The following is a 26681-nucleotide window of genomic DNA, read 5'->3' on the forward strand; positions in this document are numbered from 1 at the left end:
TTATTATTCATTTTACCTATCGATTTCTTCGTTGTATAGTATTAAAAGGTTTCAGGACTAAATATTTAGATAATTCATCCATGCTTTTCGGGGAGAAAAGTAAGCGTTTCCAATTTGTTCGAAAAACCGTAACACATTCAAAAGGGGGATTTATCATGTTAAGTATGATCGGAATGGTTGGAGGACTTATTCTATTGATCGTGTTGACAATGAGGGGCGTCAACTTGTTAATCGCTGGTCCATTGTCGGCATTATTCGTCGCGGTTCTCAGCGGCCTGCCGCTGTTTCCGCAATTAGTGGGGGAAGGGGAAGCTAATTTATTGTCGAACTATATGGGCGGCTTCTCCGGATTCATCACCTCATGGTTCCCGATGTTCTTGCTCGGGGCCATCTTCGGTAAAGTCATGGAAGATACAGGAGCGGCGGATAGCGTCTCCAAATGGCTGGTTGGAAAATTCGGTTTGTCAAAAGCGGTGTTGGCGATTGTTATCGCCTGTGCTGTGCTGACATACGGCGGCGTCAGCTTGTTCGTCGTTGCGTTCTCGGTGTATCCGATGGCACTCAGCTTGTTCAAGCAAGCGGATTTGCCGCGCCGCTTTATCCCGGCAGCGCTTGCGCTTGGGTCTGTGACATTCACGATGACCTCTGCAGGGTCACCGGAGATTCAAAACTGGATCCCGATCGAGTATTTGAACACCAGCCCATATGCCGGCTGGGAAGTCAGCATTATCGTTGCGGTCTTTATGGCAGTGTTCGGCTATTGGTGGCTGAAGCGCATGATCAATAAAGCCGTGAACAAAGGCGAGCGTTTCGAGGCAAGGGAATCGGATCCGCAATTGGCAGACAGAGCGTTGCCTCATCCGATCACGGGCTTGGTTCCGTTGCTGGTCGTATTGGCCGTGTCGTTCATTTTCCACGACTCACTCGGAACTTCTGCCCTGATCTTGGCATTGCTTGGCGGTGTCATCACAACATATCTATTGAATATGAAATACTTCACGAACCTCGGCAAAGCGTTGACGGATGGAACGATCGGCGCCTTAATCGCCATCGGCAACACGGCAGCGGTCGTTGGCTTCGGCGGGGTTGCAAAAGCAGTGCCGGCTTTCCAAGTGGCAGTCGATGCCATGACGAGCATTCCGGGAAGCCCGCTTATCGGCGGCGCCGTAGCGGTCAGTGTCATCGCCGGACTTACAGGCTCCGCATCCGGTGGGCAAGTCATTGCATTGCCATTGATTGCTCCTCATTACATCGATATGGGCGTCAATACAGAAGCGCTCCACCGGACCATTGCGATTTCTTCCGGTGCACTCGATTCATTGCCGCATAACGGCTACGTCGTTACGACGATCCAGGGAATTTGCGGCGAGACCCATAAAGCCGCTTACGGCGCTATGGGGGCTGTAACGGTTATCGTGCCGCTGATCGGATTGACGATTGCGATTGTGCTGTTCACCTTAGGACTAGGCATTTAATTTTTCACTTGGAGGGACTCCATCATGGTAGATAACAAAGTGGTATTAATCACCGGCGCCGCAAGCGGCATCGGCTATGAAATCAGCGTGGACTTTGCTAAAGAAGGCGCAAAGATCGTGTTGACTGATATCAACGAAGAAGCAGTGCAACGAGCTGCGGATGAGTTGAAGGGGCAGGGCTTTGATTGCATCGGCATCAAATGTGATGTTACCAGTGAAGCAGAAATCAAAGCAGCTATAGACAAAACGGTGGAAACATTCGGTTCCTTGGATGTATTGATCAATAATGCGGGGATGCAGCACGTCTCGCCGATCGAAGAATTTCCGACCGAGAAATACGAATTGCTGATCAAGATCATGCTAGTCGCACCGTTTATCGCGACTAAGCATGCCTTCCCGATCATGAAGAAACAAGGCTTCGGGCGCATCATTAATATGGCGTCGATCAACGGCCTTGTCGGATTTGCCGGGAAAGCGGCTTATAATAGCGCTAAGCACGGTGTCATCGGCTTGACGAAAGTTGCGGCGCTAGAAGGTGCAGAGCATGGCATCACGGTCAATGCGATGTGCCCGGGTTACGTCGACACGCCACTCGTACGCAATCAGCTGGGCGATTTGGCGAAGACGCGCAATGTCTCGCTGGAGAAGGTTCTAGAAGAAGTCATTTACCCATTGGTTCCGCAGAAACGCTTGTTGTCTGTGCAGGAAATCTCCGACTACACGATGTTTCTCGCTAGCGATAAAGCCCGCGGCATCACCGGGCAAGCAGCGGTTCTTGACGGCGGCTATACAGCACAATAAAAGCACGGCGCATTTTTGCGCCGTGCTTTCCTGATTTTAATATAGTCTATTAAATGAAGCTCAATCGTCGAGAAAGTTTTCGGCGATGCCGAGAAACAGGCGGGGCTGTTCGACGTTCGGCGCATGGCCCGAACGCTTGAATTCCATAAAGCTGGCATGCTGGATGAGCCTTGCCGTCTCATGTCCTTTGTCAGGCGGGTTCAATTCATCGTAACGACCGCTGATGACCAGGGTTTCTGCTGAAATCTCCGGAAGTTCCGGCCGTAAGTCAAAGCGCTCCAAGGCGTTTGACGCGATGCCTTGCTGCTCCAAGGTCAGTTGGGGGCTATTTTGGGCCGTTTTCTCCTGCGATTTCTTAACGGCCGTCAAGCGATGAAACATATAGGCTTGTGCTTTATCCAGTTTGTCCTGAATGGATAAGCCGTTGAACTCGTCTTCGTGGCGTTCGAATAATTCAGCCATGGATGATTGCTCACCGTAGGATTTCGTGGCGACCAGTAATAATTTGCGTACTCGTTCAGGACGTCTCGCTGCTAACCCTTGCGCGATATAACTGCCCATGGATACTCCAAGGACATCAACTGATTCCAGGCCTAGATGGTCCAGTAATGCAGCGGCGTCTTCGATATGGTTGTCGAGTGTATAGGAATCGGGCTTTGCCGAGTGACCGTGGCCTCTCGAGTCCAACGCAATGATACGGCGCTTCGTCCGGAAAAAGTTGATTTCGCGGTAAAACATGGCGGAGCTGCTGGTCAATCCATGAAACAGGAGGAGCGGCTGGCCGCTTCCAATATCTTCGTAATACAGGCTAATGTCGTTTCGGGTAAATATAGGCATTGTTTTCTTCCTCTCATCTCTATCTACTATTTTACTATACCTCAATAACATAAGCGCAAACGGAAGCCCGTCTGCGCTTGTCAGGTTTTATCCAATTTATGCTTGCGGCTTTGCCATTTATCGATAAAGCTGAAAATCGCAGCGAGCAATAGGAACATGCTGAGTGTCGTGTACCAAGGAAATTGTGAAATGGCTCTGCCAAAAGCGGTATACAGAACAGCTGGGGCAATCAAGCCGAGCGCGGAGTAATACATATATTCCCTGCGTGTATTAGTCATTTCCATTAAGTAAAACGACAGCAAGTGAAAATGCACAAAGGGCATAACCCGCAAAATCATCACTTGAGAAACGGTCAGTGTGCGGTCGGGAAACCATTTATCTTTCAAGGCAGCGAGTTTGGCACGAAAGCGGGGGAATTTATTGATCATCATATAAGAAATAAAACTCATCAGCGTCAATCCGATAAAAGACAGGATAGCTCCTTGGAAAAAACCGAAAAGAAACCCGCCTGCAATGCATACGGCGATCACCGGCAAAAACAGCAGCGGTCGGATTAAATGGAGCAAAATGAATAAAAGTGGCGCCCAAAGTCCTGCATGGCCGATGAAGTTTTCTATTGTTTGCTCGAACTCAGCCAAATCCACTGTTCTCCCCGCCTTTCAGCTTCTATTACTAATAAGGAAGAATAAGCGAAACGGTCCGGAAAAGCAAGGATTTGTTTGATACCCCCCAAATTAGGGGTATGAGAAATTATCTACATAAAAACATTTTTGTCGAACATCGAGATCAACCACCACCAAGAAAAGGAGAGGGTTTTATGAAAAGGAGCTTGAAAATAGCCAGTGCCTTCATCGGAATTGTTGTTGGCGCTGGCTTTGCGTCTGGACAGGAGATTTTGCAATATTTTACCAGTTTTGGCTATTGGGGAGCAGGCGGCGTCTTGGTTGCCACTGCCCTATTCGGTTATATTGGGATGATTTTGACGCGTCTCGGAAGCCGCATGCAAACTACTTCACATGAAGACGTGGTCTACCGCATTAGCGGGAAATGGCTCGGAAAAGTAATCGACTATACATTGATTCTGACCTTATTCGGTATTTTAGTTGTTATGATTGCGGGAGCCGGATCTATATTTTCCCAACAATTCGATTTGGCACCTGCATTTGGGCGCAGCATCATGATTGTATTGGTCATCGTGACCATCATGATGAACGTCAAAAAAGTCATCACTGTCATTTCCAGTATTACGCCGTTTTTAATTTTAATGGTGGTGGGGATCGCCATCTACAGTGTCATTACAATGGACAGTAGTTTTAGCGCACTCGATCCGGTAGCTAAAGATCAGCTATCGGCTACGCCAAACTGGCTATTGTCGGCAGTTAACTATGTGTCGCTCGCCATCGCTCTAGGAGCCTCGATGTCGCTCGTCATGGGCGGCGCCGAAGCAGATGAGAAAGTGGCAGCCCGCGGCGGGTTGATCGGCGGACTCGGTTTTGGGGTCTTGATCTTGCTTAGCTATGTGGCGATATTTGCGAAAGTGGATGTCGTCGGCGGAGCGGATTTGCCGATGCTTGCCATTGGGGATGACATTTCACCGATTCTCGGCATCATCATGGCAGTCGTCATCTTCGCGATGATTTATAATACGGCCGTCAGCATGCTGCTGTCGTTCTCTGCCCGGTTCACAGAAATCGGTACGAAGAAATTCCGGATTTTTGTTATCATTGCCGGATTGATCGCTTTTGCGCTCAGCTTCGTAGGGTTTACGGCTTTGGTCAATTATCTGTACCCGGCAGTCGGCTATCTCGGCTTGCTGTTGATCGGGGCCTTGATCTTGGCGGATATCCGCAAAGTCGGCAAAAACGACAAAGCCAACCGCAACAAAGAAGCAACAAACTAAGAAAAGGCCTTCTGCCATGCAGAAGGTCTTTTCAGTGTGTTGAAGAAGTTTATAATCCGCTATGAATGAAAAAGGAAATCACCATTTCCACATTCAAAAATCAATGTTCTATCTGAGTATTTGGAGAAGCGTTTGCTCGACTCCTGTGGATCAGCGAGACGACCGAGACCCCGCAAGCAGCGTAGCAGCTGAGGAGGCTTGGGCGCGAGCCCACGGAAAGCGAGCAATAAGCTTCGGAAAATACGATTAATATAAGTTTCTCGTAAAGCTAAGAAAAGGCCTTCTGCCATGCAGAAGGCCTTTTTGGTATAGTGAAGAAAGAAAGCAGACATGCATAGAGGAGGAATGGGATGAAGATTTTGATTGCTGGAGCAGGCGCGATGGCGTGTCTTACTGGCGGGAAATTGAAGGCAAGCGGGGAAGACGTCCGCCTGTACAATCGCTTGAATAGCCATGTGGAAACCATCAATAAGCAAGGTTTGCGCTTGGTCGAAAAAGACAATTCGGTTACGCAAATCGATCTGGAAATCGTACAGGATTTGCAAGCCGATGAGCCGGTGGATGTTCTTCTTGTGCTATTGAAAGCCCAGGCCAATGAAGCAGTGCTCAGCAAACTGCGAAACAAACTGGCTAAGGAAACGGTGATCGTCACGATGCAAAACGGCATAGGCAACGCCGACACCATCCAGCAACTGTTTCCGAACAATACCGTCGTGTCCGGAACGCTCGGTCACGGCGCGAGCGTTGAACACGATGGGACGATTCTGCACAGGGGCTGGGGCGTAAACTATTTGGGCAATGTCGAAGACGGTTTTGCCAATAAGATGCTCGAAGCTTTTGCAGAAAAACTCAGCAAAGCAGGCATGAAAACGGAAGTGTCGCAAGACGTCAACGCGGTCATCTGGAATAAACTATTCGTCAATGCCGCCTTCAACTCCGTTACAGCGTTAACACGCCTAAAAAACGGGGATATCCTTAATACGCCAGAAGGAGAAGACTTGTTGCGTGCGGTCACGGCAGAAGCGGTGCTCGTCGCCCGTGCGGAAGGAGTGGATGCGGACGTAGAGGCGGTCGTTGAAGAATGCTTGAGAATGGGCCGGCAGGATATCGGCGGCAATAAATCATCGATGCTCATGGATATCTTGAAAAAACGCCAGACAGAAATCGATGTCATCAACGGCGGCATCGTAAAACTGGGGGAAAAGCACGGAATCGAAACGCCTGTCAATGCCGCCCTGTCCGGGTTGATCCGCATTATCGAGCAAAATTATAAGCTGCGCGTCGACGAGCCGAGCATACAAAAATAAGCCAATTGCCGTAATTTCGGCAATTGGCTTTTCCTGTTAAGGCAAGTATTTATTAATAATGGGCTGTATCCGGAAACCGAACAAGCCGGCGAAAACAGCGAGCAGCACGTCCTTTGGAAGAGGCACTGCCATCCACGCCCATGCCATGCCGTAAGTGAAGCCTTCCGGTGCGGCAAACCAGAGTTTATAAGCGGCGTACATCCAGTTGGTGCCGAACACGTAATTGACGGCTGTCGCTACAAGAGCGGCGAAAATAAATCCTTTTTTGGAAGGCATTTTTTCCGCGATCCAGCCTGCCACAAAAGCGGTGAAGATGTAAGACAGGATAAAGCCGAATGTTGGCGAGATCAATGTGTCCATCCCCCCTGAAAACTTGGCGAAGACCGGGACGCCGGCAAGGCCAATCGCAGCATAGACGATCATCGCCGCAGCGCCGAGACGCTTGCCGAGCAGGATGCCGGCGAGCACCGCGAAGAACGTCTGCAAAGTGATCGGTACGCCCCCGACGATCAGGAAGGAAGAAATATTGGCACCAATTGCCATGAGAGCAGCGAACATGGCGATGTGCACGAGTGTTAAGGTACGCGAATGATTGCTGGATCTGCTTACTGAAGTTGTCATGAAAAACCCTCCACTTACTATGTACTAAAATTGAGTATAGTGAATGGGTTATTTTAAGTCAACTTATTTTTAATAAAGGTTTACTTAAAAAGTTCTGTGTTTCTTTTCCAATTTTCCGTATGATGAAAAGAAATGAATAAATCCTCAAGAAAGCAGGCGAGCAAATGACAGAGTGGTGGAAGAAAGCAGTTGTATATCAAATTTATCCGAGAAGTTTCATGGATTCCAACGGTGACGGAATCGGTGACATCCAAGGAATCATCAGCAAACTGGATTATTTGGCGGAACTTGGGGTCGATGTGTTATGGCTATCGCCTGTCTACGATTCGCCGAATGATGACAATGGCTACGACATCCGCGATTACCAAAAGATCATGCAGGAGTTCGGGACGATGGACGATTTCGACCGCATGCTTGAAGGCGTTCACGAGCGTGGGATGCGCCTTGTCATGGATTTGGTCGTCAATCATACGTCTGACGAGCATAACTGGTTCACGGAGCGCCCTGACTATTACATCTGGAAAAACCAGCCGAACAATTGGCGCTCTTTCTTCAGTGGTTCGGCATGGCAATTCGATGAAAAGAGGCAGCAATACTATCTGCATCTGTTTTCTAAGAAACAGCCGGACTTGAACTGGGAAAATGAGGAGCTGCGAAGTGAAGTGTATCAGATGATGCGCTGGTGGCTCGATAAAGGGGTCGATGGTTTCCGCATGGACGTCATCAATATGATTTCCAAAGACCAGAATTTCCCGGACGGCATCAATGGCGATGGTACGCCACACTTCTTCAACGGCCCGCGTGTCCATGAATTTTTGCAGGAGATGAACGAAAAAGTATTGTCCGATTATGACATTGTCACAGTCGGGGAAATGCCAGGTGCCGCAACAGAAGATGCCAAGCTGTATACAGGCCCTTGGCGCAATGAATTGAACATGATTTTCACTTTCGAACATATGAACCTGGACCAAGGGCCAAGCGGAAAATGGGAACTCCAGCCGTTGCACCTCCCGGATTTGAAAGAAAACCTGGAAAAATGGCAAGTGGAGCTTTTCGAAAAAGGCTGGAACAGCTTGTATTGGAACAACCACGACCAGCCGCGCATCGTCTCACGATTTGGAAACGACGGAAAGTACCGGAAGCAATCGGCGAAGATGCTTGCCACGTGCCTTCATTTCCTGCAAGGGACACCGTATATTTATCAAGGGGAAGAACTGGGCATGACCAATGTAGCGTTTATGTCGATCGATGATTACCAGGATATCGAGACCTTGAATATGTATAAAGAAAAGCGGGCCCAAGGTGTTGCGGACGAGGAGCTTATGAAAGCGATTCACGCAAAAGGCCGTGATAATGCGAGAACGCCGATGCACTGGGACGCTTCTGAAAATGCAGGCTTTACCAAAGGACAGCCGTGGATTTCCGTTAACCCGAATTACACGGAAATCAATGCACAAGACCGGCATGAAGAAGATTCTGTCTTTAGCTATTACCAGAAATTGATTACGTTCCGAAAAGACTTGCCAGTCATCACAGAAGGCAATTTTGAATTGTTGTATCGGGAAGATGAAGAAATTTTTGCGTACACACGGAAAACGGCAGATGAGCAATTGACGGTTTACTGCAATTTTTCCGAAACGCCGCGCGAATTGCCGGTTCCAAAGGGCAGGGTGCTGATCGGCAATTACCCGCCTCAAGAACATCGAGATGCGATGCAGCTTAGAGCATATGAAGCTGTGTGCTTCTATGATAACGACAGCAAAATGAATGAATGAGTGTAAGGAAGGATGGAGAGAATGAGCACAGTAATCGGAGTAGACATTGGGGGAACGAAAATCCGCATGGGGGTTATCGATAGAGAAGGGCGGATACTCGCAGAGCGGCAAGTAAAAACGGAATTTCCGCTGTATCCTTATTTAGAGAATCAGGTGTTGCTATTTTTACAGGAGCATCCTGACGTGTCAGCAATCGGCATCGGGACGCACGGATTTGTCGACCCGCAAGCAGGGCGCATTGTTTTCGCGGGGGATATGCTGCCGGGCTGGACAGGTACAGAAGTAAAAGCACCGCTGGAACAAGCGTCAGGACGACATGTTGAAGTGGAGAACGATGCCAATTGCGCAGCGCTCGCTGAAGCTAAATTTGGTGCTGCACGGGGGCTTGGCCGAGTCGTCTGCATCACGCTCGGGACGGGGCTTGGCGGCGGCATCATCTGGGACGGCAAGCTGTTGAGCGGCGGGACGCACAGTGGGGCTGCGGAACTTGGCCATATGATTTTGTATCCGAACGGCGCACGCTGCGCTTGCGGCCGGCTTGGCTGCGCAGAGCAGTATGTATCTGGCACTGCCCTCGTCCGGCGAATACGTGAAGCGGGTCTATCGGTGACGCCGCCAGAATTATTCGAACTGGCTAAAACAGATGCCGTGGCGGAAAAGCTGGTCGCTGAATTTACCGAAGACTTGGCGATCTACATCAGCAGCTTACAGGCGATCTTCGATATGGACATGCTGATCATCGGCGGCGGTGTATCGGAATCGGCTGCGGCTTGGATCGATGAATTGAATCGCCATTTGGCGAATGTGCTGCTGAATCCATTGCCGGTGGAAGTGGCGCAATTCGAAAATGATTCCGGCATGCTGGGGGCAGCGTTGCTCGTTCTAGAACGGTAAGTCTGTCTATGGTGAAAAGTTTCCAAGGCCCTGCAAACAATTTCTAAGATGAAAAGCTTTCGTTGGGCAAATGGGACGCATGATGGGGATAGTAAATACAAGTTTCAAAAAAACAGTTGAAAAATTTAAAAAATAGATTGTGCAAACGTTTTCATTATGATAATCTGTTATTAATTATTAGTTGGAAACGCTTTCCAAAGAGTTTCCATTTTTTTTGCTCTATCGTGCAATCGTTTGCACAACAACTCAAAGGGGGAGTTCAAGTGAAGGAATTAAAGTTCAGCAAGGGGTTATTGGCATCTGTTTTATTGTCAGCGGGGGCACTTGCAGCATGCAGTTCAGGGGATGAAGGATCGACTGCAGAAGGCGGCGGTGAGCAAGTAACAGTAGATATTTTCCAATTTAAAGTGGAGTTCAAGGACCAGTTTGAAGATGTGGTTGCGCAATACGAAGAAGAAAATCCTGATGTCAATATCGAAATCACGACAGTCGGCGGTGGGGAAGATTATGGCGCTGCGCTTCGTTCCCGTTTCGCTTCAGGCAACGAACCAGCCATCTTCAACATTGGCGGGCCCCAAGACGTAGCGGATTGGAAAGATAATCTGGTCGACCTATCCGATACAGGCGCAGCGGATGCGGCGCTTGACGGCACGCTTGATGGGGTAAAGGTCGAATCGGAAGTGCTCGGATTGCCGTATAACCAGGAAGGCTACGGATTCATCTACAATACACGCTTGTTCGAGGAAGCAGGCATCGATGCTGCTTCGATTACGGATTATGCGAGCTTGGAAGAAGCGGTGAAGACGCTCGATTCGAAAAAAGACGAACTTGGCCTTGAATCTGTCTTTGCTCTTCCAGGAAAAGAGACGTGGGTAACGGGGCTTCATTTGTCGAACACTTTCCTCGCGCCTGAATTCGATAATAATGTCTTGACGGCATACGATGCAGATACAGTGGAATTCGAATACGGCGAAGGGTTCAAGAAAATTCTCGATTTGCAAAACGAGTATTCAAAACAGCCAACTGTTAGCCTCGACTACTCACAGCAAGTAGAAGAACTATTCTCTCTTGAACGTGTGGCGATCATCCAACAAGGAAACTGGGTGTATGGTTCGATTGCAGGAATTGACCAGGAACTTGCGGATTCAGGCGTCGGCATGATGCCGATTCCGGTTGAAGGCTTGGAAGATGGCGGGTTGCCGGTCGGCGTACCGATGTATTGGGGCGTCAACTCGAACCAAGATGAAGAAGTCGTAACAGCAGCAAAAGATTTCCTCGATTGGCTCTACACGTCCGATACTGGAAAAACAGCTGTTTTGGAAGACTTTAAATTCATCCCGGCATACGAAGGTTATGACACATCGAAAATTACCGATCCAATGTCCAAAGCGATTTACGATGCTTCAGAAGCCGGCGAAACAATTGGCTGGGTCTTCATGGGCTATCCGACTGGATGGGGTGAAGATGAACTCGGCGCTGGCATCCAGAAATACTTGAGCGATGAAGTGAGCTGGGACGAAGTGGTCGATTCAGCGAAAGCGGCATGGGAAACGAGCCGCGGAGAGTAATTTGTCCATCAAACCAGAGCAGCCATTGTGCTGCTTTGTTTTGTTTCGGGGCTTAACTAGAAAGAGAGGCTAAACTATGCGTACACGGGATTTATCCTATTGGTTATTTTTAGCGCCTGTATTGTTGGCGCTGGCACTTGTCGTTGTGGTACCGATGCTGCTCGGTTTATTCTATTCATTTACAGCGTGGAACGGCATCCAGACAGGCGAATTTGTCGGTTTTCAGAACTACCTGAACTTATTTACTGATGAGCGTTTTCTCGATTCGCTTTGGTTCACGACGAAATTCTCTGTCGTATCCGTCATTTTGATTAATTTTATCGGCCTGTCGCTCGCTTTGATCGTCACATCAAAAATCAAGACGAGCAGCTTGCTGCGCACGACCTTTTTCATGCCCAACTTGATCGGCGGATTGATTCTCGGATTTATCTGGCAGTTCATTTTCCTGAAAGTGTTTGCGAGCGTCGGCGAAGCAGTCGGCATGGAGAGCCTGCAGGCATGGCTGTCGACAACCGAAACCGGGTTTTGGGGCTTGGTCATTTTAATGAGCTGGCAGATGGCCGGGTATATCATGGTTATCTATATCGCTTATTTGGAAGGTTTGCCAAAAGAGTTGATCGAAGCGGCTGAAATCGACGGGGCATCGACTCCCCAGCGTTTTCGCTACATCATCTTTCCGCTTGTTGCCCCAGCCTTCACTGTCAGCATGTTCTTGACTTTGTCGAATACGTTCAAATTATACGACCAGAACTTGTCGCTGACAGCGGGCGGCCCGTACAATTCGACGGAAATGGTCGCCATGGAGATTTTCAAGACAGCGTTTGTGCAAAATGCGTTCGCTTATGCGCAGGCAAAAGCGATCATTTTCTTCCTGATCGTCGCTATTATTGCACTCGTTCAAGTGTATATCAATAAACGCCGGGAGGTCGAAATGTAATGCGCAACCGCTGGAATATAAAAGTTGAAGTGCTCGGCGTCGCACTGGCGATTCTATGGTTATTGCCTTTTTACTTAATGTTCGTCAATTCCTTCAAATCAAAAAAAGAAATTTTCCTCGACACGACGAGCCCTCCGGAAGCGTGGAGCTTCGATAACTACATCGTGGCATTTCAGGAACTCGACTTTCTCAGAACTTTGTTCAATTCTTTATTGATCACGGTCATCAGCGTGGTGCTCATCGTCTTGTTTTCAGCGATGGCTGCGTATGCGTTGTCCCGGGCGAAAAGCAAGATTTCCACATTCCTGTTTTTCCTTTTCGTCTCAGCGATGCTCATCCCGTTTCAATCGGTGATGATCCCGCTCGTCACGGTGTTCGGCCAATTTGATATGCTGAACCGCGGCGGACTGATTTTCATGTATATTGGTTTCGGTGCGAGCCTGTCGATTTTCCTGTATCATGGTGCTTTGAATAATGTACCGAAATCGCTCGATGAAGCGGCGAAAATTGACGGGGCAAACCGCTGGCAAGTGTTTTGGCATATCATTTTCCCGATCCTCAAGCCGATCACGGTCACGGTCGCCATACTCAATATCATCTGGATTTGGAACGATTACCTCCTGCCATCGCTTGTTATCAACACGACCGGCAGTGAAACGATTCCGCTGAAAATGTTCTTCTTCTTCGGCGAATACACGAAACAATGGCATTTGGCGCTTGCCGGACTTACGCTGGCGATCATTCCGGTCATCATCTTCTATTTCTTTGCACAGCGCTCAATCATCAAAGGTGTCTCGGACGGCGCTGTAAAATAAGGGGGCAATCGCAATGGCGATCACAATTAAAGATGTCGCGAAACTGGCGGAAGTCTCGCCGGCGACGGTTTCCCGGGTTATTGCGGATCATCCTAAGATCACCCCGAAAACAAAGCGCAAAGTACGAACAGCCATGGAAGAGCTCGGCTATTACCCGAATTTCCAGGCACGCAATTTGGTGGCGCAAAAAAGCAAGGCAATCGGTGTCATCATGGAAAATTCCACGACGCTTGCTTTCCAGAATCCGTTTTTTCCAGAAGTGTTGCGCGGCATTTCCGTCAGCGCCCATCAAAGCCAGTATGGCCTGTATCTATCGACCAGCGCGACCGAGCAGGAAATCTACGAAGAAGTGGTGGCGATGACACAAGGCAAACGCGTCGATGGCATTATCTTGCTGTATTCGAAAATCGATGATAAAGTCATGGATTACCTGCTGGCGAACGGTATTGCGTTTTCGGTGGTGGGCCGGCCGTACACGCGCCCGGACGCCATTTCCTATGTCGATAATGACAATGTCGCCATTTCGAAAGAAGTGGTGGACCACTTGATTTCACATGGCCACCGGGATATCTCATTCGTCGGCGGCGCCTCCGATTTTATCGTCTCATCTGACCGCTTGAGTGGTTACACACAAGCACTCGATCAAGCGGGGATCCCGTTCAATCCGGATTACGTGGTCACACAGGAAGAAATGGAAGGCCATGAGCAGGAGGCAATCCGGCATTTGATGGAACAAAAGAATCCGCCGACCGCCATCGTCACGCACGATGACTTGGTCGCCTATGAAGTGATCAGTTATTTGGAGGATTTGAATATTGCCGTACCGGCCGATGTATCGATTGTCGGGTTCAACAACCATACTTTGTCAAGCCATTTAAAGCCGCCGCTCAGTACGGTGGATATCTCGATTTTTGACCTTGGAATGGAAGCGGCAAATCTGGTATTGGAAAAAATAAACGATGACAATGCACCTCCCCGGAACATCGTCGTTCCGGCTACATTGATTGAAAGAGGGTCTTGTCAAAGTCTTTGAAAGGAAACGATTATGAACAAAACATGGTGGAAAGAAGCAGTGGCGTATCAAGTTTATCCACGCAGCTTCAATGACTCGAATGGAGACGGTATCGGGGATATCAACGGTGTCACGGAAAAACTGGATTATTTGAAGGAACTGGGGATCGACGTCATCTGGATTTGCCCGATGTACAAGTCACCCAATGATGATAATGGCTATGATATCAGCGATTACCAGGAAATCATGAATGAACTAGGGACGATGGAAGATTTCGACCGTTTGCTCGAAGAAGTACACGCGCGCGGGATGAAATTGATCATCGACCTGGTCATTAACCACACGAGCGATGAGCATCCATGGTTTTTGGAATCACGCTCGTCACTCGATAACCCAAAACGCGACTGGTATATTTGGCGCGATCGCCCAACAAACTGGGAGAGCATTTTCGGCGGCCCCGCATGGGAGCTCGACGAGAAGACGGGACAATATTATTTGCACATCTTCTCGAAAAAGCAGCCGGATTTGAACTGGGAAAACCCGGAAGTTCGCAAGGCCTTATACAAAATGGTCAATTGGTGGCTCGATAAAGGCATTGACGGTTTTCGCGTCGACGCGATCAGTCACATCAAGAAAGATTTCAGCGATTTGCCGATCGAAGAAGGCAAGCCCTGGGTCCCGGCATGGGAGAAAATGATGAACGTCGACGGGATTCAGCCGCTGCTTGCGGAATTGCGCGATGAAACATTTGCGAAATACGACATCATGACGGTCGGAGAAGCGAATGGCGTCTATGCGGAAGATATCGATGAATGGATCAGCGAAGAAGACGGCAAATTCGATATGGTGTTTCAATTCGAGGATTTGACGCTGTGGGACAGCGATGTCAAACAAGGAATTAACGTCAATGACTTGAAAACCGTCCTGACGCGCTGGCAAAAAGCAGTCGACGGCGTCGGCTGGAATGCGTTGTTCATCGAAAACCATGACAAGCCGCGTGTCGTCTCGACATGGGGCAATGACGGCGAATACTGGCGCGAAAGTGCAACAGCGCTCGCTTGCATGTATTTCTTCATGCAAGGGACGCCGTTCATTTATCAAGGCCAGGAAATAGGCATGACCAATGCGCCATTTGAGGAAATTCATCATTATGACGATGTCCATACGCATAATTTGTATTTCTATAATTTGGCGGAAGGCATGGAACATGATGCCATCATGACCTTATTGAAATCGACGAGCCGCGACCATTCTCGCACGCCGATGCAATGGCACGCGGGAGAGAATGCCGGATTTACGACAGGCTCTCCGTGGCTGCAGATGAACCCAAATTTTGAATGGCTCAATGTCGAGAGTCAAATGCAGGATCCGACTTCCGTTTTATCGTTTTATAAGCAAATGATTTTCCTGCGCAAAAACATGGACGTGCTAGTCTACGGCAGCTACGATTTGGCCGAGACCGATTGTGAGGATGTTTATGCTTATACCCGTACGCAAGGGGAAGAACAAGTGCTGATCCTTTCAAACCTAGGAAGCACGACATGCACTTGGCTGGAACCTGAAGGCGCAGAGCTGTTGCTCGCCAATTACGAGGACCGTGACTTGCATCAATTAAAGCCGTATGAAGCACGGGTGTATAAGCTCGCCTAACGGTTGTGCAACAGGAACATTTATTTTTCTATTGAAAAACGCTTTTCCCGATTGGCCAGAAGGCTGGTCGGGAAAAGCGTTTTTTTTAGAATCCTGGTTTTTTTAACAGCTTGAAGATATTGTTCTTGTATTCTTCGACGCCCGGTTGGTCGAACGGGTTGATGCCAAGAAGATACGCGCTGTACGCGCAGCTCAACATGTAGAAATACAGCAAATGGCCGATCTCGGATTCATCGATGCGGTCCACGGTCAAGCTCAATTGCGGTACGCCGCCGGACAAATGGGCATTTGACGTGCCTTTATGGGCGATATGGTTGAATTCTTGCAAGTACAAACCGGCAATGTAATTCAATTCGTCGCCGTCTTCAGGTGTTTCGAAAATCTCCAGATCTTCCTGTGCTTCTTTTACCAGCAGGAAGGTTTCGAACAGGTTGCGCTGCCCGTCTTGGATGAATTGGCCAAGCGAGTGCAAGTCAGTCGTGAAAACGACCGATGCCGGGAAGATGCCTTTTCCTTCTTTCCCTTCACTTTCACCGAATAATTGTTTCCACCATTCCTGGACGAACGACAGCTTCGGCTCGAAGATGGCGTTCACTTCTGTCGTATAACCTTGGACATACAGGTGATGGCGGATTGCCGCGTATTGCATCGCCGGGTTATGGTCAGGGCCTGCCTCCCGGTAAGTTGTTTCTGCCTCTTTTGCGCCGTCCAACAGCTTGCGGATTGAATGTCCGGCAGCAGCAATCGGCAATAGTCCGACCGCAGTGAAGACGGAGTAGCGACCGCCGACATCGTCAGGTACGACAAAACGTTCATAGCCTTTTGTTTCCGCTAATTGGCGAAGCGCTCCTTTTTCAGCATCGGTTGTCACGATGATCCGTTCGGCCGCGCCGTCGCCGTAGCGTTTTTCCATATACTCGCGCAGGAAACGGAACGCGATGGCCGGTTCTGTCGTTTTGCCGGATTTCGAGATGACGTTGACAACGACTTCCTTGCCTTCAAGGTGTGCAAGCAATTGCTTCAAATATTCACCGCTTACTTGATGGCCCGCAAACAGCACTTCCAATTGCTCGTCTTTCGGGAAATAAGATGAGAGTGCAGAAAGGACGGCTTTTGACCCTAGATAGGAACCGCCGATTCCGATGACGACCAAGACGTCAGCCTTTTCGCGGATTGCTTTGGCGGTGTCTTCGATTTTTGCCAGAAAATCCTCCGGCAAAGAAGAGGGCCAGTCAAGCCAGCCAAGGAAATCAGAGCCGGCTCCTTTTTTCGCGTACAGATCCTCCTGAATTTGCTGTAAACGGGTTTTCATTTTAAGATCTACTGCAGACTCGATCGCTTGTGAATATGTTAAGTTGATCATAAACATCCTCCTATTCTATGATTACTGATTTTACCATAGTGGGGGAAACGATAGCATATCTAGCAATAAAAACTGCAAAGCGTTGAAAGCGAGTGAATCGGGTTTGCTTCGGTGCCACTTATTGGTAAAATAAAGAGAAACTTCAATTAGCTTGGGTGTTTCACGCAGTTAATGAAGTCACAGTGGCTATTTTTTTCCGTCCTATTAATTTTCCATTTAGATAAATAGGGATTTTGGCCAAATCAAGAGCATAATTTAGAAAGCTACAGGAGGTCATGAAAATGAAACGATACATAGCAATAGCAGCGGGCGCTGGCGTACTCGCGATGGCAGGATGCCAGCCGCAGCCGACGCCGGAAGACCGATTGGGTGAATACGTCGGCCATTGGAATGAACAAGATTTCACAGCGATGTACGAAGACTATCTGACACAAGGATCGAAAGAAGCTTTTCCCCCTGAAGCGTTCGGGGAGCGGCAGCAGCAATTGATTGAAGACCTCGGCATCGAAAACCTTGAAGTCAGCTATACCGCGCAGGAAGATGCGGAATGGGACGAAGCGGAGCCGGCCGAGTTTCCGCTTACTATCACGATGGAGACGCTTGCCGGGCCGGTTGAATTTGACCAGACGGTGTCACTGATCCACGAAGAGCAGGAAAGTGGAGAGAATTGGTTTGTCGAATGGGACCCGTCATTGATCTTCGAGGATCTTGAAGAAGGCGATGAAGTCGCAGTGCGGACTGAAGCTGCTGAGCGCGGGGAGATTGTGGACCGTGAAGGGCGTGGTTTGGCTATCAATGGCACCGGCTATAATCTTGGCGTGGTGCCGGACCGGCTGGAAGGAGACAGCGATATAGCTGAGGCTGCTGAACTTCTTGGGTTGACGGTGGAATCGATTGAAGAAAGCCTGAACCAAAGTTGGGTTCAGCCGGATCAATTCGTGCCGCTGACAAAAGCGTCGAAATCGGCGGAACAATTGATCGCTGACGTGGAAGCGAGCGATGTCGTGACTTATCAGGAAACGGCGATGCGCGAATATCCTTACGGCGAAGCATTCGGCCACTTGACCGGCTATATCGGCTCGATTACAGCAGAGCAATTAGAAGAATTAAAAGGCCAAGGCTACGGAGCAAATGACCTGATCGGCCGCCAAGGGCTTGAACGCCGTCTCGAAGAACAGCTGCGCGGCCAGAGCGGCGCGCGCATCCTGATCCAAAAACAGGCAGAAGGGGCTGAAGATATCGTCCTTGCTGAACAGGAACCGACAGCTGGGGAGGATGTGGAACTGACCATCGATGCTGAATTGCAGACAGCTGTCTATGATTCGATGCAAGGGGAACCGGGAAGCGCTGCTGCAGTGTCGCCTGAAAACGGCGAAACTTTGGCGCTCATCAGCTCTCCGGGATTTGACCCGAATGAATTCATCGCAGGCATCAGCGGAGAGCGCTACACAGAATTGTCGGAAGATCCGTTGAATCCGCTGTTCACGCGTTTTGCCGCAAGTTATGCCCCGGGGTCGACCATCAAACCGGTGACGGCGGCCATCGGCATGGAAGCAGGAACACTTGACCCGCAGCAAGGGCTCGAGATCAATGGCCAGACTTGGCAAAAAGACAGCTCATGGGGCTCCTACCGTGTGTCCCGCCTGCATCCCGAAGCGCCCAATCCGATTGATTTGAACCGTGCGCTCGTTTACTCGGACAATATTTATTTTGCGAGACAGGCGCTTGAGATGGGAACAGAAACATTTATTGACGGGCTTACTGCCTATGGTTTCGGGGAGGAATTGCCGTTTGCCATCGAGTTGGAGAGTTCTCAAATCTCTAATGACGGCACTCTCGGGTCTGAAGGGCAATTGGCGGATACATCATTCGGCCAAGGGCAGATGCTTGCCAATATCCTGCATCTCGCCTCGGCTTACGAACCATTCCTCAATGGCGGCACGATTTATGAGCCGACGCTTTATGCTAGCGAAGAAGCTGGGCAAGTATGGAAAGAGGGCTTGATCAGTGAAGGCAATGCGGCTGTGCTTCAAGAAAATCTCCGCAATGTCGTCACGGACGGCTATGCCAAATCGGCCGATATCGATGCTGTGCCGATTGCCGGAAAAACCGGCACCGCTGAATTGAAAGGCGCTCTCGGTGAAGAAGGGCAAGAGAACGGGTTCTTCGTTTCTTATCACGCTGAAAAGCAGGACTTCATTTTGGCGATGATGATCGAATCAATCGAAGACGATGGCGGCAGCGATTACGTCGCCGGCTTTTCGGCCAACGCTATGGAACAGTATTACTTGAATAATTGACCGAAACCGTCCGCATATCGCGGGCGGTTTTTATTATGTGGGCAAAGAGGAATTTCATGGAAAAAGGCGTATACTATATAAAAAAACAACGGTTGTCAGCAGTCAATGTGAGCACATCAATTCCGCAATAGCAGGAAGAGGGGGATGAGCTTGAGAAAGACATGGTGGAAAGAAGCGGTGGTTTATCAGATTTACCCACGCAGTTTTTTTGATACAAACGGCGACGGGGTCGGGGACTTGAACGGCGTCCGGGTAAAACTCGATTATCTGCAGGAGCTCGGTGTCGATATGATTTGGCTATGCCCGGTCTACAAATCGCCGAATGTCGACAACGGGTATGACGTCAGCGATTATCAGGCGATCATGGATGAAATGGGGACGATGGATGATTTTGATCGTTTGCTTGAGGATATTCACTCGCGCGGCATGAAGATCATGATGGATTTGGTATTGAACCATACGAGCGACCAGCACCCATGGTTTCTGGAATCAAAATCATCGCTCGACAATCCCAAGCGCGATTGGTATGTCTGGCGCGATAAGCCGACGAACTGGGAAAGTATATTCGGCGGGCCGGCTTGGACCTATGACCCAAAAACCAGGCAATACTATTTTCATTTGTTTTCCAAAAGCCAAGTCGACTTAAATTGGGAAAATCCCGAATTACGGCGTGCGCTATACGATATGATTCTGTGGTGGCTCGATAAAGGGATCGACGGTTTCCGTGTAGATGCCATCAATCATTTGAAAAAAGATTATACGGATATGCCAAATCCGGATGGACTGAATTACGTGCCGGCGTGGGAGAAAATGACGAATGTCCAAGGAATTCAGGAACTTCTGGCAGAATTGCGGCGCGAAACCTTTGACCGCTATGATGTGGTGACCGTCGGTGAGGCGAACAGCATCAGAGCGCATGAGATCAACGAATGGATCAGTGAAGAAGAAGGCAAATTCAATATGATCTTCCATTTGGAGGCGCATGAAGAAGCGTGGGATGAAGAAAGTGTGGGAGTCGATGTCGACGATTTGCGGATCGTCCTCGATCGTTGGCAGCGCAGTGCACAAGGGATTGCCTGGAATTCCTTGTACTTGGAAAACCACGATCGCCCGCGCACCGTTTCGACCTGGGGCAATGACCGGGAGCATTGGCGGGAAAGCGCCACAGCACTTGGGTGCATGTATTTTTTCATGCAAGGCACGCCCTTCATTTACCAAGGGCAGGAAATCGGAATGACCAATGCGCCGTTCGACGATATCGATATGTACAGGGACATCGAGACGAAAAATATGTATCGCTATCATCGCCAAAAAGGAGTTTCGCACAAAGAGTTGATGAAGACCATCAAGAAAATCAGCCGGGATCATGCAAGGACGCCGATGCAATGGAATTTTGGCGCAAACGCCGGCTTTACAGGGGGCAAGCCGTGGATTCCGGTCAATCCGAATTTCAATTGGCTCAATGTAAAAGCGCAGCAGAAAGATTCGCAATCGGTGCTGTCTTTCTATAAGAAGATGCTGCAATTGCGAAAGAAGCATGAAACTTTGGTGTACGGCAGCACGCATTTGGCATTTCTGGAATGTCCATATGTTTATGCGTATACGAGGGAATACGGGGCAGCACGCTATTTGGTCATTTCACATCTCGATGACGATACCTGTTCTTGGTGGGAACCGGAGGAAGGTGAATTGCTATTGTCAAATTACGATCGTCACACACACGGCAAATTGCAGCCATATGAAGCGCGTGTCTATCTATTGAAGTAAAAGCCGCAGCGAGCGGCTTTTTCTATTGTTCTCATTTCAAGGTATATTGTTATGGGTTCATAGGCCTATTTTGGAGAGTGGCTCCTTTCGATGGTACGGATTTTCCCAATTACGCAATCCCTTGTTCTCTGCTAGATTTAAAGCATGGCAACAGCCGCAGGACAACAGGCGGGACGCCGCTTGCTGCAACGAGCCATGAAAATCTATTCGGAAAAGGGGATTCGAAAGATGAAAAAATCAGCAAAATTCATTACCACAGCTATGTTGGCAGCGACAATGCTCGTACCGGCAATGGGAGTTTCCGCAAACGAAGCTCCAGATGCACAAAAAGCGAACGCAAATGAGACGATCCGTGTACTCGTCGATATGCCAGGGAAAAGTGACCTGAAGAAGGCAAAAGACCAATACGGCGTCCAGTGGGATTTCAATAGCGAGGGTTTCACAACCGATATGACCGAAAAGCAATACGAAGCTTTGAAGAAAAATAAAAACGTAACCATCGAAAAAGTTCCGGAATATACAGTAGAAACAACAACGCTCGAACCGCAGGCGCGTTATCAAACTATGGCTGCCTCCCAGTCCACGCCTTGGGGCATTAAAGCAATTTATAACAATAGTTCCATTACCAAGACAACTGGCGGTTCAGGCATCAATATCGCAGTGCTGGACACGGGCGTCAACACAAGCCACCCGGATCTTGCGGCGAACGTTGAACAATGTAAAGACTTTACAGTCGGAACAAGCATCCGCAACGGTTCCTGCACAGATCGTCAAGGGCATGGCACTCACGTTGCCGGATCGGCACTTGCAAACGGCAATGGCGGTTTGTACGGTGTAGCACCGCAAGCAGATCTTTGGGGTTATAAAGTGCTTGGCGATGATGGATCTGGTTCTGCCGATAATATTGCAAAGGCAATCCGCCACGTAGCTGACCAAGCTTCAGCTTTGAACCAAAAAACCGTTATCAACATGTCTCTTGGTTCTTCAGCAGAAAGCAGCTTGATCACGAATGCAGTCAACTACGCATACAGTAAAGGCGTGCTTGTCATTGCCGCGGCCGGAAACGAAGGCCCTTACCAAGGATCAATCGGTTTCCCAGGCGCATTGCAAAATGCTGTAGCAGTAGCAGCTCTTGAAAACGTGCAGCAAAATGGAACGTATCGCGTAGCGGATTTCTCTTCACGCGGCTATAGCCAATACGCTGGCGATTATTCCATCGGGAAATATGATGTAGAAGTTTCTGCGCCAGGCGCAAGCATTTACTCTGCTTGGTACGACGGTGGTTATGCAACAATCAGTGGCACATCGATGGCATCTCCTCACGCAGCCGGCCTTGCAGCTAAAATCTGGGCAGCAAACCCGTCTGCAACACATACGCAAATCCGTGGAGACCTTCAAAACCGTGCATCAAATAACGATATTTTATCCGGCTATTATGCAGGATCTGGAGACGACTCTGCTTCTGGATTCGGATTCTACCGCCTGCCATAAGAGTTCGCCTGAAAACAAGCCCGGCTGCAACAGCCAGGCTTGTTTTTTTGTGTTAATATTTATATATTCTGACAAAGAAAGGTGAGTTTATGAACATCGGTTCTGTGATTAAATATTATCGGCTCAAGCACAACCTCACACAGTCACAGCTCGCTGATGGCATTTGTTCCATATCGCATTTGAGCAAGATCGAATCCAATACCTATACGCCGCACGAAGAAACTTATGAAGCGCTGCTTTTGAAAATGGGCGTGCAATTAAAAAAAGAGCTGGAACACCAGAAGCGGCTTGAACAGCAATTGGGGCGTTTTATTGATTGCTCGCTTTATTATGATCTTACTACTATGGGGGATATGTACGAGGAGCTGTTCCAAGTTGACAATTATGTCCAATCGACAGCTCTCGTCAATCAATATGAACTATACAAATTCCGTTATTATTTGCATGTGAAACAATATGAAAAAGCCAATGAGCAACAGAAGTTGCTTGATAAGTTAAAGTCTTCTTTTACAGCGCCTGAATTATGGATGAGCCAATTCTTTAAGGCTATTCAATTCAGTTCTCTTGGTCAATATAAGGAAGCAATGGCACTCATGGATGAGCTGGATCATGGATTTCATAGCATTCCCCAAAAGCTCGAAGGAGAATTCTATTATCAAAAATCCCGTATTTTATTATTATTTGATCGTTTAGCGCTCTCTGCGTACTATGCGGAGCTGGCGGTGCGTGCATATGAAAAAGACCACAACTATATTCGCCTTTTACACGCACAGTTATTATTGGCGATTAATTACACGAGGCGAAATTTGGTCACCCAAGCTATAAATTTATATGAAGTAATTAAACGCAATGCCAAATTAACCCATCAAGAAGAGCTTTATCAGACGGTCCTTTACAATTACGCTGAGCTTTTACAAGAAGAGAAGCAAAATGAGCAAGCGATAGAGTTGTTCGAGGAGTTGAAAAAAGCACTGAAACAAGGAAGTTATCTTTATAAAGCAGTAGTGGTCAATTTATTGGAGATAAAAGCTACAGGCAAGGATGAGAAAGCTGGACTAATTGCCCAATTGCGCGTACCAGGGACCTCCAAGGAAAAGGAATACTTCAATATATACAGCGACTACTTTGAAAAACAGGAATTTTCCCAACAAGACCTTTTGAACTATAAAGAAGATAAAATGTTTCCATTTTTCAAAAAATATGGTTACATTAAAGACACAAGACAGCTATCCCAAGATCTTGCTGCTTATTATAAGCAACAAGGGAATTGGGAAAAAGCGCATTATTATCAAACTCAGTTTTTGGAAAATGGTGGTGAGTAGACGTGCACAAAAAGAAAGTATTAGCCGGCTTAGCATTGGCCCTAGTTCTTGCAGTATCCACAGGCTTTCCGCAATCAGGTTCAATCGCTGAATCAGCGGGTGGGGCAGTAACAATTAACGGCCCGCAAGTATTGCCTCCTCTATAAGATGAAAAAGACCTGCCGGCATGGCGGGTCTTTCTTTTGCCTAATTGACAATGCATGAGCACCTATCTCATGGCATTTTCCTCATTCATCCCATGCGTTGTCATGTGAAGAGCCGCCGTCTTCGGGTAAACTAAACAAAAAGAAAGGCGGCGACACAATGTATAAAAAACAGCAATACGTTTTCAAGGATGGTCGCCCGGTCATGGCAACCATCCGAACCTATACTGAAGAAGATTTTACAGGCTTGATCGAAGTGCAGCGCGAAAGCTTTCCACCGCCTTTCCCACCGGATTTGCTATGGAACGAGCAGCAGCTCCAAAACCATATCGTGCTTTATCCTGAAGGCGCAATTTGCGTCGAAATCGATGGCGAAATCGCAGGTTCCATGACGGGGATGCTCACGAAATTCGATCCTGCGCACCCTACACATAAGTGGGAACAAATGACCGATTCGGGATCGATCGGAACGCATGACCCGGAAGGTGAATCACTGTATGTCGTCGACATCGGCATCAAGCCGAAATTTCGCAAACTGAAGCTGGGCAAGCTCTTGATGGAAGCGATGTATGAGCGCGTCGTTGCGGACAGGCTCGAGCGGCTCATTGGCGGCGGGCGGATGCCGGGGTATCATCGATATGCGAACGAACTGTCTGCTGAACAATACATCGAAAGAGTGCTGGCCGGTGAACTAAGGGATCCAGTTATCAGCTTCTTGCTCAGCTGTGGCCGCATGCCTGTAAACTTAATGCCTGGATATTTAGATGACGAAGAATCGCATGATTATGCGTTATTGATGGAATGGAAAAACCCTTTCATTCACTGATGCGTTAGAGTATTCTGACATTTCCTTTTTTGAAGTGCTTGTTTTTGCTATACTGGCAGAAACCAACTAGGCGCGGAGGGGATGACATGCAGTTGACCGTGCAAGATGTTTTGGATTATGAATTGCTGGAAGGAGCGGTCGTCCGCACTGCCAAAGAATATGCACAGACGCGGCCTGTGCACTGGGTGTCTGTCATGGAAATGCCAGTGGAGAATTTCGTGCGCCGCAATGAGCTGGTGTTGACGACTGCGATGGGATGCAAAAATGATGTGGAAATCTTCCGGGGGTTCGTTCAGGATATCATCGACTCTGGGGCAGCCGCACTCATGATCGCGATGGGGCGGCATGTCTATGAAATTCCAAAAGAGATCGCCCAACTGGCTGAAGAGCATGCATTCCTGCTCGTTGAACTGCCGTGGGAGCTGCGCTTTTCGACGGTCATTGAAGAAGTGATGATCGATTTGAACGATCTGCACCGTCAAGAGCGGCAGCGTTCGGAACAAGTGCAGCAGGATTTATTGAAACTAATTTTGGCGGATGCGGAATTGGAGAAAATCGCTGCCTATATCCGCCGCGAGCTTGACAGTGCACTGCTTATTACGGACGCCCACGGGGCCGTGCAAGCAGCCGCCGGTTTTTCGCGTGCCAAACTGGAAGAATGGGAACAGCAGGTCAGCGAAGGGGTTTTCCCTATTCGCCAAGCAGCCCCGAAAGGAAATCGCGACCCGATGATCCAGAAATTCCGCAGCGGCGAATTGGGCGGCCGAAAGCTCGTCCAAGTCCCGGTGCTCCAAGTATCAGAGGAAGCTCAAGCTTATCTATTCGTCGAACTGCCGGAAAATGCAGGCGATGGGCGTCTTGATGTCTTTTCGGTTCACGTCCTTGAGCATGCCGCAACGACGATTTCCTTATGGCGCTCAAGGCAAAATGCAGTCGAAGAGACAAAAGCGGCGCTGCGCATGGATTTCGTCCGCGAACTGGCTAACGGGGAATTCGTAACCAAAGAGCAGGCGGCCTCCCGTGCCCGCGCGCTCGGCTATGATCTGGAGCTCCCGCATATCGGACTGGCTGGCAGCCCGGAGAATTTGCGTGAATTATTTGGACGGCGAAAGCCGGATCACAGTTCGTATACTGAGTGGTCGAAAAGCATGATTGCTTATATTGAAGAAGAAATTCATTACGCGGCCCATGCCATGAGACGTACGGTGATGACCGGTTATGTAGATGGATATTTGATTATCTTCCTCGAAAAGCCGCCTGAAAGCGGACAGGAAAACCAGATCAATTTCCTGGATTTAATCGAGCGGCGGCTGGGGAATTTATTGCCGGAAGTCGTTTTATCTTGGGGCATAGGTGATTATGCGGAGGGATTCGAAGGGTTCAGCAGCAGTTTCCAGCATGCGAAAGCGGCGCTTGAAATCGGGCGCACGAAAAAAGGGCCGGGGCACCGGATGGATTACCGCGACACCCGGGCAGACCGGTTGCTGCTGCAATTGGCCAAAACCGAGGGGATGAAAGACATCATCCAGTCAACGATCCAGCCGCTTGTCGATTATGACCAGCAGCGGCAAATGGATCTGATCGGCACTTTTTCGGCCTATAACCATTATCAAGGAAATGTCAGCCAGACAGCACGCGCCTTGAACTTGCATCGCCAATCGCTGCTGTACCGCTTGCGCAAAATCGAGTCATTGACCGGCTTATCACTTGTCGACCCGGACGATTTGTTTCTATTGGAATTATGCGTCCGCACCTATCGCATCCGTGCCACTGAACCGAATAACGCTTGAATGAAAGCCTTCTGCTCAAGAAGGCTTTTTTTATGTGGAAAAATTGACTAAAGGGCAGCGGACATTTTCATACACTATGACGGATGC

The 26681-nt window shown here is 48.8% G+C and carries 21 protein-coding genes; 17 read left to right on the forward strand and 4 right to left on the reverse strand.

Annotation, left to right across the window (positions count from 1 at the left end; translation table 11 throughout):
• The first annotated feature begins 155 nt into the window (after positions 1-155).
• The gene (locus G3255_RS04870) at positions 156-1475 is read left to right on the forward strand and encodes a GntP family permease (RefSeq protein ID WP_211653548.1); all 1320 of its coding nucleotides are present in this window, start codon (positions 156-158) and stop codon (positions 1473-1475) included.
• 24 nt (positions 1476-1499) lie between these two features.
• Positions 1500-2276: a 3-hydroxybutyrate dehydrogenase gene (locus tag G3255_RS04875; protein WP_211653549.1), complete on the forward strand. Its 777-nt coding sequence runs from the start codon at positions 1500-1502 to the stop codon at positions 2274-2276.
• Between the two features lie 60 nt (positions 2277-2336).
• Here the strand turns inward: G3255_RS04875 and G3255_RS04880 are convergent, their stop codons facing one another.
• Positions 2337-3113: an alpha/beta fold hydrolase gene (locus G3255_RS04880; protein WP_211653550.1), complete on the reverse strand. Its 777-nt coding sequence runs from the start codon at positions 3111-3113 to the stop codon at positions 2337-2339.
• A gap of 80 nt (positions 3114-3193) precedes the next feature.
• On the reverse strand, positions 3194-3757 hold the full coding sequence (locus tag G3255_RS04885) for a TVP38/TMEM64 family protein (protein WP_349291421.1): 564 nt from the start codon (positions 3755-3757) through the stop codon (positions 3194-3196).
• Positions 3758-3930: 173 nt separating this feature from the next.
• On the opposite strand from G3255_RS04885, the gene G3255_RS04890 reads away from it, so the two are divergent.
• Both G3255_RS04890 and G3255_RS04895 read left to right on the forward strand, forming a co-directional pair.
• The gene (locus G3255_RS04890; RefSeq protein ID WP_211653551.1) at positions 3931-5013 is read left to right on the forward strand and encodes a YkvI family membrane protein; all 1083 of its coding nucleotides are present in this window, start codon (positions 3931-3933) and stop codon (positions 5011-5013) included.
• 350 nt (positions 5014-5363) lie between these two features.
• A complete protein-coding gene (locus G3255_RS04895) occupies positions 5364-6320 on the forward strand; it encodes a ketopantoate reductase family protein (protein WP_211653552.1) in 957 nt (318 codons plus the stop codon).
• A 36-nt stretch (positions 6321-6356) separates the two neighbouring features.
• Here the strand turns inward: G3255_RS04895 and G3255_RS04900 are convergent, their stop codons facing one another.
• Positions 6357-6941 carry a biotin transporter BioY gene (locus G3255_RS04900; RefSeq protein WP_211653553.1) on the reverse strand — a complete coding sequence of 195 codons (585 nt, stop codon included), beginning with the start codon at positions 6939-6941 and terminating at the stop codon, positions 6357-6359.
• Positions 6942-7105: 164 nt separating this feature from the next.
• Between G3255_RS04900 and G3255_RS04905 the strand changes: the two genes are divergently transcribed.
• From G3255_RS04905 to G3255_RS04935, 7 genes are all read left to right on the forward strand, one after another.
• Positions 7106-8716, forward strand: a complete 1611-nt coding sequence (locus G3255_RS04905) for a glycoside hydrolase family 13 protein (RefSeq protein WP_211653554.1) — start codon at positions 7106-7108, stop codon at positions 8714-8716.
• A gap of 21 nt (positions 8717-8737) precedes the next feature.
• On the forward strand, positions 8738-9610 hold the full coding sequence (locus G3255_RS04910) for an ROK family protein (protein ID WP_211653555.1): 873 nt from the start codon (positions 8738-8740) through the stop codon (positions 9608-9610).
• A gap of 263 nt (positions 9611-9873) precedes the next feature.
• The gene (locus G3255_RS04915; RefSeq protein WP_211653556.1) at positions 9874-11178 is read left to right on the forward strand and encodes an ABC transporter substrate-binding protein; all 1305 of its coding nucleotides are present in this window, start codon (positions 9874-9876) and stop codon (positions 11176-11178) included.
• 76 nt (positions 11179-11254) lie between these two features.
• Positions 11255-12115, forward strand: coding sequence for a carbohydrate ABC transporter permease (locus G3255_RS04920; RefSeq protein ID WP_211653557.1), 861 nt, complete (start codon positions 11255-11257; stop codon positions 12113-12115).
• The gene (locus G3255_RS04925) at positions 12115-12930 is read left to right on the forward strand and encodes a carbohydrate ABC transporter permease (protein WP_211653558.1); all 816 of its coding nucleotides are present in this window, start codon (positions 12115-12117) and stop codon (positions 12928-12930) included. Before G3255_RS04920 ends, G3255_RS04925 begins: the two co-directional genes overlap by 1 nt.
• Positions 12931-12943: 13 nt before the next feature.
• A complete protein-coding gene (locus tag G3255_RS04930; RefSeq protein ID WP_211653559.1) occupies positions 12944-13963 on the forward strand; it encodes a LacI family DNA-binding transcriptional regulator in 1020 nt (339 codons plus the stop codon).
• Between the two features lie 12 nt (positions 13964-13975).
• Entirely contained in the window at positions 13976-15592 is a 1617-nt protein-coding gene (locus G3255_RS04935; protein WP_211653560.1) for a glycoside hydrolase family 13 protein, read from the forward strand.
• 85 nt (positions 15593-15677) lie between these two features.
• Here the strand turns inward: G3255_RS04935 and G3255_RS04940 are convergent, their stop codons facing one another.
• The gene (locus tag G3255_RS04940; protein ID WP_211653561.1) at positions 15678-16961 is read right to left on the reverse strand and encodes a glucose-6-phosphate isomerase; all 1284 of its coding nucleotides are present in this window, start codon (positions 16959-16961) and stop codon (positions 15678-15680) included.
• A gap of 275 nt (positions 16962-17236) precedes the next feature.
• On the opposite strand from G3255_RS04940, the gene G3255_RS04945 reads away from it, so the two are divergent.
• The 6 genes from G3255_RS04945 to G3255_RS04970 all read left to right on the forward strand — a co-directional run bounded on the left by G3255_RS04945 (position 17237) and on the right by G3255_RS04970 (position 26594).
• Positions 17237-19255, forward strand: coding sequence for a penicillin-binding transpeptidase domain-containing protein (locus G3255_RS04945; protein WP_249222065.1), 2019 nt, complete (start codon positions 17237-17239; stop codon positions 19253-19255).
• A gap of 144 nt (positions 19256-19399) precedes the next feature.
• Positions 19400-21022 carry an alpha-glucosidase gene (locus G3255_RS04950; protein WP_211653563.1) on the forward strand — a complete coding sequence of 541 codons (1623 nt, stop codon included), beginning with the start codon at positions 19400-19402 and terminating at the stop codon, positions 21020-21022.
• A gap of 228 nt (positions 21023-21250) precedes the next feature.
• A complete protein-coding gene (locus G3255_RS04955) occupies positions 21251-22513 on the forward strand; it encodes a S8 family peptidase (RefSeq protein WP_211653564.1) in 1263 nt (420 codons plus the stop codon).
• An 89-nt stretch (positions 22514-22602) separates the two neighbouring features.
• Positions 22603-23835 carry a helix-turn-helix domain-containing protein gene (locus G3255_RS04960; protein WP_211653565.1) on the forward strand — a complete coding sequence of 411 codons (1233 nt, stop codon included), beginning with the start codon at positions 22603-22605 and terminating at the stop codon, positions 23833-23835.
• 303 nt (positions 23836-24138) lie between these two features.
• On the forward strand, positions 24139-24804 hold the full coding sequence (locus G3255_RS04965) for a GNAT family N-acetyltransferase (RefSeq protein ID WP_211653566.1): 666 nt from the start codon (positions 24139-24141) through the stop codon (positions 24802-24804).
• An 86-nt stretch (positions 24805-24890) separates the two neighbouring features.
• Positions 24891-26594, forward strand: coding sequence for a PucR family transcriptional regulator (locus G3255_RS04970; RefSeq protein WP_211653567.1), 1704 nt, complete (start codon positions 24891-24893; stop codon positions 26592-26594).
• The last annotated feature ends 87 nt before the right edge of the window (positions 26595-26681 follow it).

Source organism: Planococcus sp. MSAK28401 (genome assembly GCF_018283455.1).
GTDB lineage: Bacteria > Bacillota > Bacilli > Bacillales_A > Planococcaceae > Planococcus > Planococcus alpniumensis.

Excerpts from the sequence above, each read along its gene's own strand:
- G3255_RS04955 (WP_211653564.1), top strand. The coding sequence starts at position 21,251 with ATGAAAAAATCAGCAAAATTCATTACCACAGCTATGTTGGCAGCGACA.
- G3255_RS04950 (WP_211653563.1), top strand. The coding sequence starts at position 19,400 with ATGAGCTTGAGAAAGACATGGTGGAAAGAAGCGGTGGTTTATCAGATT.
- G3255_RS04945 (WP_249222065.1), top strand. The coding sequence starts at position 17,237 with ATGAAACGATACATAGCAATAGCAGCGGGCGCTGGCGTACTCGCGATG.
- G3255_RS04870 (WP_211653548.1), top strand. The coding sequence starts at position 156 with ATGTTAAGTATGATCGGAATGGTTGGAGGACTTATTCTATTGATCGTG.
- G3255_RS04935 (WP_211653560.1), top strand. The coding sequence starts at position 13,976 with ATGAACAAAACATGGTGGAAAGAAGCAGTGGCGTATCAAGTTTATCCA.
- G3255_RS04965 (WP_211653566.1), top strand. The coding sequence starts at position 24,139 with ATGTATAAAAAACAGCAATACGTTTTCAAGGATGGTCGCCCGGTCATG.
- G3255_RS04930 (WP_211653559.1), top strand. The coding sequence starts at position 12,944 with ATGGCGATCACAATTAAAGATGTCGCGAAACTGGCGGAAGTCTCGCCG.
- G3255_RS04880 (WP_211653550.1), bottom strand. The coding sequence starts at position 3,113 with ATGCCTATATTTACCCGAAACGACATTAGCCTGTATTACGAAGATATT.
- G3255_RS04875 (WP_211653549.1), top strand. The coding sequence starts at position 1,500 with ATGGTAGATAACAAAGTGGTATTAATCACCGGCGCCGCAAGCGGCATC.
- G3255_RS04970 (WP_211653567.1), top strand. The coding sequence starts at position 24,891 with ATGCAGTTGACCGTGCAAGATGTTTTGGATTATGAATTGCTGGAAGGA.
- G3255_RS04925 (WP_211653558.1), top strand. The coding sequence starts at position 12,115 with ATGCGCAACCGCTGGAATATAAAAGTTGAAGTGCTCGGCGTCGCACTG.
- G3255_RS04940 (WP_211653561.1), bottom strand. The coding sequence starts at position 16,961 with ATGTTTATGATCAACTTAACATATTCACAAGCGATCGAGTCTGCAGTA.
- G3255_RS04910 (WP_211653555.1), top strand. The coding sequence starts at position 8,738 with ATGAGCACAGTAATCGGAGTAGACATTGGGGGAACGAAAATCCGCATG.
- G3255_RS04890 (WP_211653551.1), top strand. The coding sequence starts at position 3,931 with ATGAAAAGGAGCTTGAAAATAGCCAGTGCCTTCATCGGAATTGTTGTT.
- G3255_RS04900 (WP_211653553.1), bottom strand. The coding sequence starts at position 6,941 with ATGACAACTTCAGTAAGCAGATCCAGCAATCATTCGCGTACCTTAACA.
- G3255_RS04905 (WP_211653554.1), top strand. The coding sequence starts at position 7,106 with ATGACAGAGTGGTGGAAGAAAGCAGTTGTATATCAAATTTATCCGAGA.
- G3255_RS04920 (WP_211653557.1), top strand. The coding sequence starts at position 11,255 with ATGCGTACACGGGATTTATCCTATTGGTTATTTTTAGCGCCTGTATTG.
- G3255_RS04895 (WP_211653552.1), top strand. The coding sequence starts at position 5,364 with ATGAAGATTTTGATTGCTGGAGCAGGCGCGATGGCGTGTCTTACTGGC.
- G3255_RS04960 (WP_211653565.1), top strand. The coding sequence starts at position 22,603 with ATGAACATCGGTTCTGTGATTAAATATTATCGGCTCAAGCACAACCTC.